The following is a 13054-nucleotide window of genomic DNA, read 5'->3' as shown; positions in this document are numbered from 1 at the left end:
CGTGCGGGCGCCGAAACACCTGGCTGCGTCACTCCGGCCGCGCCTTGGTCACCGCTTCGATGCGATGGCCATCGGGGTCGACCACGAACGCCGCGTAGTAGAAGTCACCGTAATCGGGGCGCAGGCCGGGCGCACCGTTGTCAGCGCCCCCGTTGGCCACGGCGGCTGCGTGGAAGGCATCCACGGCCGCTGCCGAGTCCGCGGCAAACGCTACGTGGAAACCGGGACCCGGCGCTGCGGCGTCATCACGCAGCTTCAGGCACAGCGCATCCTCATCATCGACCACCCCATAACCGATCGCGGTCTCGTCCTCGAAGACCCGGCGAAACCCAAGCGTGGCGAGTGCGGCATCGTAAAAGCGGCCTGCGGCATCGAGGTCACGGACGCCGAGGGAGAGGTGGTGCAACATGGGGACGTCCTTGCCGGGCACGCAGCAGCGCGTTCGCGTTGATTCTAGCGCGCAGGTGGCGCGACAGCCCTGAGCAGCTGCGCGGCGACCTGGTCAAACGGAGCGATATCCTGCAGCGCGCGGCACATCGCCACCGCGCCTTCCACGCTGGCAATCACCAGGCTGGCCAGCTCACCCGCAGCGGCTGGCGCATGTCCTTCGGCGACGAGCGCCCTGGCGAGATGATCGTGCCAGCGCGCGAACACCTCGGCAGCTGCCGCGCGGGGCTGGCTCGGCACCGCGTCCATCGGCTCCTCAACGGCAGCGGCCAGCACCGGGCAACCCGCGCGGAACCCGGAGCGCAGCAGGCGCTCGCGCCACATCGCCAGGAACTGCTGCAGGCCCTGCACTGCGCCGCCCTTCAGCAGCGCCACCAGCAGCGCTTCCACCTTGTCGCCGGCCATAAGCGTGGCGCGCGCCAGCAGCTCCTGCTTGCCGCCGGGAAAGTGGTGGTAGGTGGACCCCAGCGGCGCGTCGGCCAGCTTGGTCACTTCACGGATGCTGGTTGCGTTCAGCCCAACCCGAGCCAGCATCTGCGCGGCGGCATCGATCACGCGCTGGGGAGCGTCGGACGTTCGCGGACTCATGGCTGCGCCTTGCTAAGACAGTCGTCATAGACTAGCGTACCGTCGATTCTATAACACCCGTAATAATCATGAATCTCTGGTTCCGCCTGCTCCATCTGCTGCTGTGCAGTCTGTTCCGGCCCAGGCTGGAGGCGCCTTTCGGCGTGTCGCGGCTGCAGTTCCGGGTGCTGCCCAACGATCTGGACAGCAACCTGCACATGACCAACGGCCGCTACTGGAACATCTTCGATCTGGGCCGGTTGGACCTGATCCTGCGCATGGGCCTGGGCAAGGTGGCGCTGCGCGAGAAATGGGCGCCGATCGTCGGCGCCGGCACCATCCAGTTCCGCCGCGAGCTCCGGCCATTCCAGCGCTTCACCCTGGAAACACGCCTGGCCGGCTGGGTCGGCACGCGCGTGATCATGGAGCAGCGCGTGCTGGTCGGCGACGGCCAGAAGATCGCCACGCGCGCCCTGCTGGTCACCGGCATCTATGATCGCCGCGCGCGCGCATTCGTGGGCATGCAGCAGATGATGGACGCCATCGGTTCGCCGCTGCCGCCCTCCCCCGCACTCAGCGCCGCCGCCGAAGCTCTGCTGGCTGCCGACGCTGCGCTGAAGCGCGACGACGACTGAGTTCCCACCAGCACAGCCCGACCTGCGGCATGGTCCTGCCGACCATCACCGGGCGGCGCGCCTCGCCAGTGCCTGGTTGATCGCAGCCTCGGCCAGCGGTGCCATCACCGCGTAGCCTTTCGTGGTGGGATGCACGCCGTCGCCGGCCAGGTCGGCATCCAGACCGCCCTGCGCGTTGGCCAACGGCGTGTGGTAGTCCAGGTAGACCAGCTGTTGTTCGTCGGCATGGCGTTTCAGTGCACGGTTCAATGCACGCACCTTCGCGGCGGGCTCGATACCAGGCGTCCAGGGGTACTCGCTGACCGGCAGCACCGAGGCCAGCACCACGCTGATGCCCTGCGCTTTCGCCAGCGCCACCATCGCCTGCACGTTGTCTTCGATCATCGCCTGCGTGGCCTGGCCGGTATTGCCGGCGATATCGTTGGTGCCGGCCAGGATCACCACCACCTGGGGATGCAGCGCAAGCACATCCTGCGGGAAGCGAACCAGCATCTGCGCCGTGGTCTGGCCCCCGATGCCACGATTGAGATACCCCTTGCCGGGGAAGAAGGCGGCACTGCCCTCAGCCCCCCAGCCCTCGGTGATCGAGTCGCCGTAGAACACCACGCGTGGCTGTCCGGGCCGGGCAGCAGGCAGGGCTGCGTTGGCGTCACGATAGCGCTGCAGCTGTGGCCAATCCGCCAGACGCTGCTGCATGAAACGGACTTCGTCCGGCCGCAGCTGGTCCACTGGCCGTGTCAGCAGCGGGTTGATGGCGGGTGCATCGGCCGCGTTCACGCCGCCGGTCATCGCCAATGCCAGCGCGATGGCGCCGGCCGTCAAAGCAGGAATGCGCATGCCGATCTCCCGTAGCGTTCTGTTCCGCACTCAGTGTGCCGCAGCGCGTGCGGCCACGCCAGTCACCTTCGCCGGCATCCACATGCCCGGCGTCCAGCCACTGGCCGCCAGGATCGCCTTCGGATCGTCCTGTTCGATCAGGGCGCGTACCGCTTCGCGCTTGTCCCTGGCCTGCAGGTAGTACGCCTTGGCGATGCGGTAGCCCACCCAGTAGCCCAGATCGTAGGGCGCGTCGGAACCGGGCGTGTAGTTGTACAGCCAGGGCGACAGATCGGTACTGTCCAGGTCCAGCGCGAATGCACTTTCGATGTGCACTTCCCTGCCCCGCGTCCATGCCGCGTGGCGTCCGTTGCCGACGTTGCCGGAAACCAGTTCGGTGATGAACTCGGCCACGCCTTCGGCCAGTGACAGGCGCAGCACCGTCGCACGCGGATCACCCTGCTCGAAATCGATCGCACCGGTCTGCTGGATGTGCACGTACTCGTGCGCGATCACGTGCACGAAGCGGTCCTGCACGTTGGGGTTCATGAAGTCAGCCGCGCAAAGAGCTTCCAGCCCGATCAGCACGCCCCCCGGATGGGTCAGGCCGACCGGTCGGCCCCGACCGACCATGATCGCGACCGGTGGAAACCTCGCCTGCGGATAGATCGCCTGCAGATTGGCGAACACCTGCACCAGCCGCTGGCGTACCGCAGGCAGTTCATCCAGGCAGGTCCGGCCGTTGGCGTACATCGCCGGGTCGCGACGCATGGCGTCGGCGATGCGCTCGGCGGTGACCCGTCGCCGGCTCGCGAACTCGCCCAGGCTGGGCGTCCCTTCGGCCAGGTACTGCGCCAACTGGGCGACGCTGGGCTGGCCATCGGTCGTGTCGTAAAGGGCATAGAAGCGGCTGGCGTCGGAAATCAGGATCTCGGGCCCGGGCGCTGCACCATGGGCCACGCCGGCCGTCCCGGCCAGCGCCAGGGCAAGCAGGCCACGCAGGGAAACGAACATCGATCCGTCCTTGGCGGAGACAATGCCAGGCAGGCAATCTATCACTGTGCCCGCCTCGCCGCAGCAGGCGGGTGCGGCCGTTACGCCCGTGTGCCAGACTCACCTCGGCATCTGCCATGGATGATGGCGCACCGCACGATGATGATCGTTCCCGCGTACTGGGCCGAAGCCCGCCTGCAGGCCCGTTTCCGCGGCCGGCCGGTGGTGGTGCGTCGCTTCGGATGGTCCGACACAAGCCCTGCCGACGCCCAGGCACACGCCGAGCGCCGGGCCAACGAAGCGCTCAATGCCATCCTCGCCGGGCAGGCACTGCCGCGCCGCGAGGTCCGCAGCAACTACGGCGTGGAAGGCGTGCCGATCCGCGAGCAGATCGTGCAGCGCGATGGCGGCGTGGTGATCACCCGCAACAGCTACGGTGCGCTGTGCCTGAACACTCCGGACGTCCTGTTCGCCGACATTGACCACCCGCAACCACCGGCAGGATGTGTGATGCCCGCCATCATCGCGGCGGCCCTGCTGCCCGCCGTTGCCCTCATCGGGACCCTGCTCTGGCACTGGCTGGTGGGGCTGGTACTGGGCGTGGCAGCCGTGGCTCTGGTGAATACCGCGATGCTGATGCAACGCAGGCGTCGCCTGGCCGCTGCCGGTGGCGCCGAGGGCGTGGCCCTGCAGCGGGTCGCGGACTTCAGCAGGCAGCACCCGGACTGGCATCTGCGCGCGTACCGGACGCCGGCCGGGCTGCGGATACTGGCCATGCATGCCACGTTCTCCCCCGGCGACGAGGCGCTGCAGGCGTTCTTCAACGCACTGGGCACCGACACGCTGTACGCGCGCATGTGCCGGCTGCAGCACTGCTTCCGGGCCCGGCTGACACCCAAACCATGGCGTGTCGGCCTGAAGTACCGCATCCGCCCGCCCGCCGCCGCGTGGTCGGCCGAGCAGGCCGACAATCCGGACCGACTGGCCTGGATTACGGAGTATGAAAGCAAGAGTGACGGCTTCGCTGCCTGCGCCTATCTGCGCAGCTTCGGCGACACCACCCGGGTACATGCCAGGGCCGAGCATGTGCGCGACCTGCATGATCGCCTTTCGCACGCGCAGGACCGCCTGCCACTGGCGTGAGCGCGGATGCCCAGGCAGCGCTCTCCACGGACAACTTCCCTGCTGGGGCGCCTGTCCGGCCGCACCGCGATCGACCTGTCGCTGTCGAGTCTGCACCGTTGATCGCAGAGCATCCGTGGATGATCAATCTGCGGTTTCCTTGCGCAGCGCCCCGCAACGCAGCGCCTCCTGGGCAATGTCGTCTCGTAATCTGTTCTGCAACCAGCTGATCCTGAAACGTTCGCGGCTGGGTTCCCCCGCAGGCAGCAGCGCCATCAGTGCATCGCTCAACGCCGGACGCCACTGCTCCTGCGCGCCTGCCAGAACGTGCTGGTCGAAGTTCGTCGATGACACGCGCTTCCATGGCAGCATCATTGCGTACTGGGAAGTGGACACCAGCACGGTGTCCGGGCGGCCCGGACGGCTTACGACCACGGTCATGCTGGGATGGTCGTCAGTCCAGAGGCCGCGGAAATGCGCTGCAACGCGCTCCTGCAGACCTTGCCCGGCCAGCGCCCGGCGTGCCCAGGCCTGCTGCTGGGCGAACGAGCATCTGGCCGGCGGCGTGCTGCGCAACTGTGGATCCAGCTTCAGCATGGTGGACCGGTCCATATGCGAAGCAATCAGATCCACCGTGGCATCCCGGGTCAACGGCGCTGCCTGCAGCGCAGCCTCGAACGCTGACATCGCGCCGAACGGCAGCAGCTCCGGCACCCGCGATTGCACGTCGGGCGCGTCAACCACCTGTACACGGGTGGTCACGCCGTAGGCATCGCGCCGGATGATCCAGCGCTCAGATACGGAACCCCAGCCAGACCAGTCGTACGTGACGTGCACGCTCATCGGCCGCTCGACCGCCATGGCCACAGGAGAAACCAACAGCGGAGCGAGCGCCAACATCCATGCCTTCATGTGACTTCCCCGGCTCCGTCAACAGCAGCCGACCATGGCTCGGCTCCACAGGATGCAGGAAGGCCGCCCGAAGGCGGCCTTTCCATTCCTCACTTGGCGTTCTTCACGTAGGTGTCGAACCAGTTGAGCATCTCCGCCACCAGCTGCTCGTTCGACTCCAGCGCCGTATACCAGTGCGGCTCGTTCGGCAGCATCACCAGGCGGGTGGTGCCGCCGTTGCCACGGATCGCCTGGTACAGCTTGCGCGACTGGAACGGCTCGGTACCCGGATTGGCATCGTCCTCGCCATGCACCAGCAGCAACGGCAGCTTGATCTTGTCGGCGTAGAAGAACGGCGATGCCTTCAGGTAGACATCCTGTGCCTGCCAGACCGAACGCCGCTCGTTCTGGAACCCGAACGGAGTGAAGGTCTTGTTGTAGGAGCCGCTGGTCGCCACGCCCGCCTTGAACAGGGTGGTATGCGCGATCAGGTTCGCGGTCATCAGGCCGCCGTGGCTGTGGCCGGTCACGCCGATCCGGTTGCGATCCACCACGCCCATGTCGACGGCCTTGTCCACGGCCGCCTTGGCATCGGCTTCCAACTGCTCCAGGTAGGTGTCGTAGGCGTTCCTGGGATCACCGACAATCGGGAACGAGGCATTGTCGATGATCGCGTAGCCGGCCAGCAGCATCAGGCGGTACGGCTGCAGGCGGGTGAACGTCTGCTGCGAACCGGAGACCTGCCCGGCCTGCGCGGCATTGGCGAAGTCTGCCGGATAGGCGTAGAGGATGGCCGGCACGCGCTGGCCTTCCCGGTAGCCGGGCGGCGTGTACAGGGTGAACGACAGGTCCACGCCGTCGGCGCGCTTGTAGGTCACCAGCTGCTTCTTGATCTGCCGCACTTCAGGCGTGGGATCGACCAGCTTCGTCAGGGCCGTCGCGGTGGAGGTGTACTGCGCCTCGCCCTGCTTGGCGTCCGCCACAGCATCGCCCTGCTGGCGCAGGAAGGCGTTCGGCGGGTCCATCACCGACTGGTGCCACGTCAGGTAGCGGCCGGGCGTATTGCTGAAGCCCAGGAACTGCTCGTAGGCATCGGCATCGCTGCGGAACAGGCGCTCACTCTTCAGTGTGGCCAGGTCCAGACGGTCCAGGAACGGGCGATCCCCCTGCGGCGAAGCGCCCTGCCCGCGCAGGAACACGTACGTCCCTTCCTGCCGCACCACCGGTGCGCCATTGGGCAGGCGCTTGAACACCAGGTTGCCCGGATCGCCGTACAGCTCGTCGCTGGACATGTCCCACAACAGGCGGCCCTCCTGCCGGGGCTTGTCCACATCGACGATGCGGGTCTGCACCCAGTGCCGGTTCTCGTCATTCTCGAACTGGAACGACACGGCCGGGTCCGCCGTCCAGGCAATGCCTTCGAAGCGCTGCGCGGTACGGGCGATCTCCACCGGCTTGCCGGTGAACGGCGCCTTGAGCATGAGCACGCGGTCACGGTGCGGCACACTCACTTTCCAGTCGCCCTTGTCCAGTGCTTCGGCATACACCAGCGTCGCCGGATCGGTGGAGCGCCAGTCGAAACCGCGCGGCCCCTCCGGCACGCCGTGCACCGGCACGCGGTCGGCCAACGGCAGGCGGGCGATGGTGGTCGTGCGCCCACTGCTGACATCCAGTACCGCGACGTCGTTGGCGAAACGCTGGTAGGTAACCGCATGCGAGAACGGTGGCTTGATCGACTCGGTCAGCACATGCACGCCGTCTGGCGCCGCACTGACATCGTTGTAGATGGCCGGCTGGCCGACCGTTCGCACGGTGCCCGCCGCGGTATCCACCACCGCCAGCTGCGAGGCCCCGTAGTAGGCGAACAACGCTTCATCATGCACGCTGGTCAGCGTGTCGCGTGCCTCATAGGTGCTGCTCTCGCCACTGCTGCCGAGCGACTCCTGTGCATCGGGTCCGGTCGGCACGCCGCCATTGGACGGCGCCGGCCCCTGGTTGGCCGGTACCAGCTTCACCAGCAGTGCCTGACTGCCACCCAGCCACTGCACGGTGCTGCCGAAAATCGGGTTCAGCTGGACGTTCGGTACCTGCTTGACCTGACCGGTGGCGGCATCGCCCACCCACAGCTGCACGCTGGTCTCGACTGCATTCTGGAACGCGAAGTGGCTGCCGTCGGCCGACCACAGCGCGCCACCGGCGCAGCCCTGCGGCAGGTTGACCTTGGTCTCCTTGCCGCTGCCGATCTCGACCAGGGTGAAGTCGGCCACGCAGGCCGGTATGCCATAGCCTCCGGGCGTGTCATGACGGCTGCGGTTCTTCGGCTCCAAGCGCACGCCGGCCAGTTTCAGGTAGGGCTGCGCCACCCGGCTGATCGACGGATAGGTCTGCGCGGTGGTCAGCAACAGACGCTGGCCACTGGGGTCCACGTTCGGCATTGGCGGCGGCGGTGCCTTCAGCACCTTCAGCAGATGCTCCGGCGGCTTGGCATAGTCGGCCCATGCCGGGCCTGCAGACAACAGCGTGACGGCAACGACGGCAATGGCAGCCGCCAGAGAGGTACGACGGATGAGCATCCTTATCCCCTGGTAGTGTCGGGCTGCCCGCGAAGCGGGCATGCGCCGAATCTAGCACCGCCCGGCCCGCGTTCAATGGGCCGGATGGGCTAGTCACCGGATAAGGCAAAGCGCAGGCCGGGTCACTACTGCCGGGCGTGCAGGTCCCAGGTGGCCAGATAGTCCGGGTCCACCACGATCATCCCGTTGGAGCGCATGCAGTACTCGCCCGGCTGGGCTGGCAGGTACTGGTCGAGCATGGGCGGCAGGTAGCGCTCGTGGCCATCGTTCTCGTCGGCAAGCACCACGCCTTCGAACGCGCTGATGCGCAGCACCCTGCCGGCATACTGCTCCAGCCCTTGAACCTGCCCGTCACCGCCGTAACGGGTGACGCCCACCAGCACTACCTTGCCGATCATTTCTTCGGCCTTGGCATCATCCAGAGGCGGCAGTGCCGCATTCAGTTGGTCGCTCATCCCTGTACCTCCGCATCTGGTGGAGACATCGTGGAGCAGGATCCGCGCGGCGTTTCCGCGAACGCCATGGACAGCATGTTGCCCGCGCCGTCCGGAGGATCGTGTGAAGCGCGGCACATTGCGCAGCGTGCATTCAGCATTGCCTGCGTTGCGTCGGCATGCGCGGCGTGTGCTCTGCGGCGCATGCGATGCAGCACCGTGTGCCACGCTAGAATGCGCGCATGCGCACCGTGAATGCTCTTCGTTACATTACGCCCCTGCGGGAGGGCGGCTCCCTGCCGGCCGTGGTCGAGACCGACGACGACGGCATGGCCGTACTCAAGTTCCGGGGTGCGGGCCAGGGGCCCAAGGCCCTGATCGCCGAACTGATCGCAGGTGAAATGGCCCGTACCTTGGGCCTGCCGATTCCCGAACTGCTGTTCGTCGAACTGGACAGCGAGTTCGCGCGTACCGAACCGGATCCGGAGATCCAGGAACTGATCCGCGCCAGCGAGGGCCTGAACCTGGGCCTGGATTACCTGCCCGGCGCGATCAACTACGACCCGGCGGCCATGCCGGTGGACGCCGACCTGGCGTCGCGCATCGTCTGGTTCGATGCATTCACCAGCAATGTCGATCGCACCACGCGCAACCCGAACCTGATGGTGTGGCACCGCCAGCTGTACCTGATCGACCACGGTGCAGCGATGTATTTCCACCACGACTGGGCCAACGCCGGCGATGCGTGCGAAAGGCCGTTCGTGCTGATCCGCGACCACGTGCTGCTGTCGTTCGCCAGCCGCATCGCCGAGGTGGATGCCGAGCTGGCGGCTCGCCTGACCGATGCCGAGATCGAGCGGATCGTCGGCCTCGTGCCAGACAGCTGGCTGGTCAACGAGCCAGCGTTCGACAGCCCTCAGGCCTACCGCCAGGGCTACATCGACTATCTCAAGCATCGCCTGAAGGTGCGTGCGGTGTTCGTGCAGGAGGCCATCCGTGCCCACGCTGCACACGTATGACTATGCGGTCATCCGCGTTGTACCGCGGGTGGAGCGCGAGGAATTCATCAACGTCGGGGTGATCGTGTCCTGTCCCGGTGCGCGTCATCTTGAAGCAGCCATCGAGATCGACCCGGCACGCCTGCAGGCGTTCGCACCGGCGCTGGACCAGCAGGCGCTGCAACCGTGGCTGGATGCCATCGTGGCCATCTGCCGCGGCGATGCCACCGCCGGCCCCATCGCGCAGCTTCCGGCACGCGCACGCTTCCATTTCCTCACCGCCAAACGCAGCTCGATCGTGCAGATGTCCAGCACGCATGTGGGCCGCACAGCCAACCCGGCGGGTGTGGTCGAACATTTGATGACGAAGATGGTACGGGTGCCGCAGTAACACGCCAGCCACTACCGCGCAATCGCGGCGTCCTGCAGCGGCCAGCGACACCAGCCATGGGGATACTCGCCCACCTGCCTGGCCAGCCCCGCACTGACCGGGTGAGCGAGCACCTGCCGGGCCCGCACAGGCAACGAAGCATCATTGTCGATCACCTGATCGAAATAGCCGGCCTGCCAGACCGCTCCGTTGCGGCCGCGATGGCGGTTGATCAGGAAGCTGCTGCGCGCTTTGAAGCGCTGTACGCAGTATCCGGGTGGATGGCCACGCAGCTGCGCCAGCCATCGCACGTGGTCGGGCATGACAAGCCAGGCCAGCGAGGTGGTCAGCCCCTCGCGGTCCATCGCAGCCAACAGCTGCATCGCGACATCCGCATGCGCCGCGTTCTCGAACAGGCGCTGCCGATTGCAGCAGGTCAAGGTGAGCAGATGGACATTGCCCATGATGGGCTCGCGGCTGACAGGGTTCGACAGGCTGGGCATGCGCAACAGCGTGCCCGCCGGCACACCGCTACTGCATCGGTGGACACCACGTCATCGGGTGGGAAATCGCCGCTTCCGGGAATCGGCGGACAGGCCCCGCCGCGAACGATGCTCAATGTTCGGGCAGGGCAAACGCCATCACGTAATCGCCGGGACGGGTCTCCATGAAGTGATGGCCTGCCGCGACGATCACCACGTACTGGCGTCCCCCCTGCTCGTAGATCATCGGGGTGGCCTGGCCCCCGGCAGGCAGCCTGGCATGCCACAGTTCCCGGCCCGTCTTCAGATCGATGGCGCGCAGCAGATCGTCGGTCGCGGCGGCGATGAACACCAGGCCGCTGGCAGTGATCACCGCACCGCCATTGTTGGGCGTTCCGATCTCGATCGGCAGGCCGGAGCGGATGCCGAACGGGCCGTTGCCGCGCGCGCTTCCGAACGGCCGGTCCCACAGCAGCGTGCCCGTGCGCAGATCGATCGCGCGGATGCCGCCATACGGCGGCTGTTTGCACGACAGGCCGGTCAATGGCAGCCGCCATCCTGCATTGACGTCGATGGCATACGGCGTACCCACCTGCGGGTCGCCTGCCCCTTCGCCAGCGCCGCGGTCGGCGCGGATCTGCTCACGCGGCAGCCATCCCCGTCGGTCGGCCTCGGCACGCGGTACCAGCCGGTTGTAGTTGGGCATGTCGTTGTAGTTGGCCACGATCACGCCCCGGCGGGTATCGATGGCCACGCCACCCCAGTCCGAGCCACCGTTGTAACCGGGATACTCGATGGAATGGCGATCACTGGTGGGCGGCGTGTAGAAGCCCTGGTAGTGCGCCCTGCGGAACTGGATGCGGCAGACCAGCTGATCGATCGGCGTGATGCCCCACATGTCACGCTCGGTCAGCGGCTGCTCGCGCCGCAGGGTGTGATAGAGCGAGAACAGCTGCGTTGGCGAGCGCTGCTCCGGTTCCACGCCGCCCTGCGGAACCCTGCGCTCTTCGGCAGGTGTCAGCAGCCGGCCGTTGCGCCGGTCGAGGATGTACAGGTCACCCTGCTTGGTCGGCAGCAGGATCGCGGGCACCTTGCCTGCCGCGGTCGGAAAATCGATCAGGCTGGCCTGCGAACCGAGGTCGTAGTCCCAGACATCCTTGCGTACGGCCTGGAAATGCCAGACCGGCTTGCCGGTGGCCACGTCGAGTGCCACCAGCGAGGTGGCATAGCGGTTCTGTTGCTCGCTGCGCGAGCCGCTCCAGTAGTCGCCGGCGGCATTGCCCAACGGCAGGTAGACCAGGCCCAGTTGTTCATCGCCGGTGGCGGTGGTCCACATGTTCGGCGTACCCCGGGTATAGACCTGCTCGCGGGGTGGCGGACCGGTGCGCTCGGGCCGCTCCATGTCCCACGCCCAGCGCAGCTTGCCGGTGATCGCGTCATAGGCCTGGATCACGCCGGAAGGCGCGTCTCGGCGCTGCCCGTCCAGCACCTGGTGACCGGTGACGATCACGCCGCGCACGATGGCCGGCGGCGAGGTGATCGAGACATAGCCCGGCGGCACCTCGCCCATGTCGAGGGTGATGTCGATCTGGCCGTTGTTGCCGAAATTGACGCACGGCCGACCGCTGTCGGCATCCACTGCGATGATGCGTCCGTCCAGCGTGCCTTCGATGACGCGCGCCCAGCAGGCAGGCCGCGCGCCCGCCGCCGCGCCCGGTCGAACGCTGGGAGGTGGCAGGGGCAAGGCGAGATCGGCAGCCACATCCGCCAATGCCGCATCGGCGAATACCGGCACGGCGGGCTGCTCGTAGTAGGACACCCCACGGCAGGCGGCGGTGTACGGAATGGAGGCGTCCTTCACCTTTGGATCGAACCGCCACAGCGCCTTGCCAGTGCTGGCCTCGAGGGCGATCAGGCGGTTACGTGCCGTGCACAGGTACAGCCGGTCGCCGATCTTCAACGGCGTGGTCTCGGCACCCCAGCGCTTCTTCGGCAGGTCGCCGGTGCGGAACTGCCAGGCCAGTTGCAGGGTAGCCACGTTGGCGGGCGTGATCTGCTGCAGCGGCGAGAAGCGGGTGGCGGCGTTGCTGCGGCCCCAGGCGGGCCAGTCACCCTCGGCGGGCTGGTCGGCCGGCTGCAGGCCGGTGGTGTCGCGGGTCGGCTCCAGGCCTGCGCTGAAGGCTGCTTCCGGGAACGGCGCATGGCCGTCCACGCTGCCGTGCGGACTGAACGCCAGGGCAAACGCGCCGACGAACACCAGCAGCAACACGGCGGCGATGCTGCGCGACAGCCGTTTGGACAGCGGCGCGCGCAACGTCGGCGTCAGCAGCGCCAGAACGATGCCCAGCGCGGTGACCAGCCCCAGCCGTGGCACCCAGCGCCAGTAATCGCTGCCCGATTCCCACCCCGTCCACAGCAGCGTGCCGACGAACACCAGCGCGTACAGCAGCGCACCGCTGCGACGGTTGAGCCACAGCAGAATGCCGCTGGCCAGCAGGCCACAGCCGGCGATGAGGTAATAGGCCGAGCCCCCCAGCTGGAACAGCCATGCACCCAGCCCGCCGATCACCAGGCCCAGGATGACCAGCAGCAGCGACAGGACCGTGACCAGAGGGTGGCGGCGCACAGGCGCCGGCGCGGACTGCGGCGTGGCGGACATCGGCGATCTCCGGGAGCAGCATGCTGCCCTTATCCCACCGCCGCCGTGAAGCGCGTGCGTATTCCAT

At 67.2% G+C, this 13054-nt stretch carries 13 protein-coding genes; 4 read left to right on the top strand and 9 right to left on the bottom strand.

All coding sequences use genetic code 11. The features are described 5' to 3' along the window. Positions 1 to 28: 28 nt before the first annotated feature. Positions 29 to 409 (bottom strand): VOC family protein, encoded by a 381-nt coding sequence (locus AC5P76_RS13230; RefSeq protein WP_111186135.1) that lies wholly within the window; start codon positions 407 to 409, stop codon positions 29 to 31. A gap of 44 nt (positions 410 to 453) precedes the next feature. Beyond that, positions 454 to 1035, bottom strand: coding sequence for a TetR/AcrR family transcriptional regulator (locus tag AC5P76_RS13225; RefSeq protein WP_111186136.1), 582 nt, complete (start codon positions 1033 to 1035; stop codon positions 454 to 456). Between the two features lie 68 nt (positions 1036 to 1103). Between AC5P76_RS13225 and AC5P76_RS13220 the strand changes: the two genes are divergently transcribed. Next, entirely contained in the window at positions 1104 to 1649 is a 546-nt protein-coding gene (locus AC5P76_RS13220) for a thioesterase family protein (protein ID WP_065176034.1), read from the top strand. A gap of 45 nt (positions 1650 to 1694) precedes the next feature. Here the strand turns inward: AC5P76_RS13220 and AC5P76_RS13215 are convergent, their stop codons facing one another. Further along, positions 1695 to 2486: an SGNH/GDSL hydrolase family protein gene (locus AC5P76_RS13215; protein WP_495222771.1), complete on the bottom strand. Its 792-nt coding sequence runs from the start codon at positions 2484 to 2486 to the stop codon at positions 1695 to 1697. A 30-nt stretch (positions 2487 to 2516) separates the two neighbouring features. Then, the gene (locus AC5P76_RS13210) at positions 2517 to 3479 is read right to left on the bottom strand and encodes a DUF2268 domain-containing putative Zn-dependent protease (protein ID WP_495222770.1); all 963 of its coding nucleotides are present in this window, start codon (positions 3477 to 3479) and stop codon (positions 2517 to 2519) included. A gap of 138 nt (positions 3480 to 3617) precedes the next feature. Between AC5P76_RS13210 and AC5P76_RS13205 the strand changes: the two genes are divergently transcribed. After that, positions 3618 to 4601 (top strand): hypothetical protein, encoded by a 984-nt coding sequence (locus AC5P76_RS13205; RefSeq protein WP_111186147.1) that lies wholly within the window; start codon positions 3618 to 3620, stop codon positions 4599 to 4601. 123 nt (positions 4602 to 4724) lie between these two features. Here the strand turns inward: AC5P76_RS13205 and AC5P76_RS13200 are convergent, their stop codons facing one another. The 3 genes from AC5P76_RS13200 to AC5P76_RS13190 all read right to left on the bottom strand — a co-directional run bounded on the left by AC5P76_RS13200 (position 4725) and on the right by AC5P76_RS13190 (position 8499). Then, positions 4725 to 5480 carry a hypothetical protein gene (locus tag AC5P76_RS13200; protein WP_258391160.1) on the bottom strand — a complete coding sequence of 252 codons (756 nt, stop codon included), beginning with the start codon at positions 5478 to 5480 and terminating at the stop codon, positions 4725 to 4727. A 101-nt stretch (positions 5481 to 5581) separates the two neighbouring features. After that, positions 5582 to 8044, bottom strand: a complete 2463-nt coding sequence (locus AC5P76_RS13195) for a S9 family peptidase (RefSeq protein WP_197571576.1) — start codon at positions 8042 to 8044, stop codon at positions 5582 to 5584. 125 nt (positions 8045 to 8169) lie between these two features. Beyond that, positions 8170 to 8499: a hypothetical protein gene (locus AC5P76_RS13190; RefSeq protein ID WP_495222769.1), complete on the bottom strand. Its 330-nt coding sequence runs from the start codon at positions 8497 to 8499 to the stop codon at positions 8170 to 8172. A gap of 221 nt (positions 8500 to 8720) precedes the next feature. Between AC5P76_RS13190 and AC5P76_RS13185 the strand changes: the two genes are divergently transcribed. Beyond that, a complete protein-coding gene (locus AC5P76_RS13185; RefSeq protein WP_053515477.1) occupies positions 8721 to 9497 on the top strand; it encodes a HipA family kinase in 777 nt (258 codons plus the stop codon). Continuing rightward, positions 9475 to 9867: a DUF3037 domain-containing protein gene (locus tag AC5P76_RS13180; RefSeq protein ID WP_053515475.1), complete on the top strand. Its 393-nt coding sequence runs from the start codon at positions 9475 to 9477 to the stop codon at positions 9865 to 9867. The genes AC5P76_RS13185 and AC5P76_RS13180 overlap by 23 nt, the downstream gene beginning before the upstream one ends. Before the next feature lie 11 nt (positions 9868 to 9878). On the opposite strand, the gene AC5P76_RS13175 is transcribed toward AC5P76_RS13180, so the two are convergent. Next, positions 9879 to 10349: an REP-associated tyrosine transposase gene (locus tag AC5P76_RS13175; RefSeq protein WP_263174975.1), complete on the bottom strand. Its 471-nt coding sequence runs from the start codon at positions 10347 to 10349 to the stop codon at positions 9879 to 9881. A gap of 112 nt (positions 10350 to 10461) precedes the next feature. After that, positions 10462 to 12987, bottom strand: a complete 2526-nt coding sequence (locus AC5P76_RS13170) for a membrane-bound PQQ-dependent dehydrogenase, glucose/quinate/shikimate family (protein ID WP_263174977.1) — start codon at positions 12985 to 12987, stop codon at positions 10462 to 10464. Between the last annotated feature and the right edge of the window lie 67 nt (positions 12988 to 13054).

The organism is Stenotrophomonas sp. YJH_SMC_36 (assembly GCF_059369935.1).
Note: the sequence above shows the minus strand (reverse complement) of the source record. Positions and strands in the feature narration are given on the sequence as shown.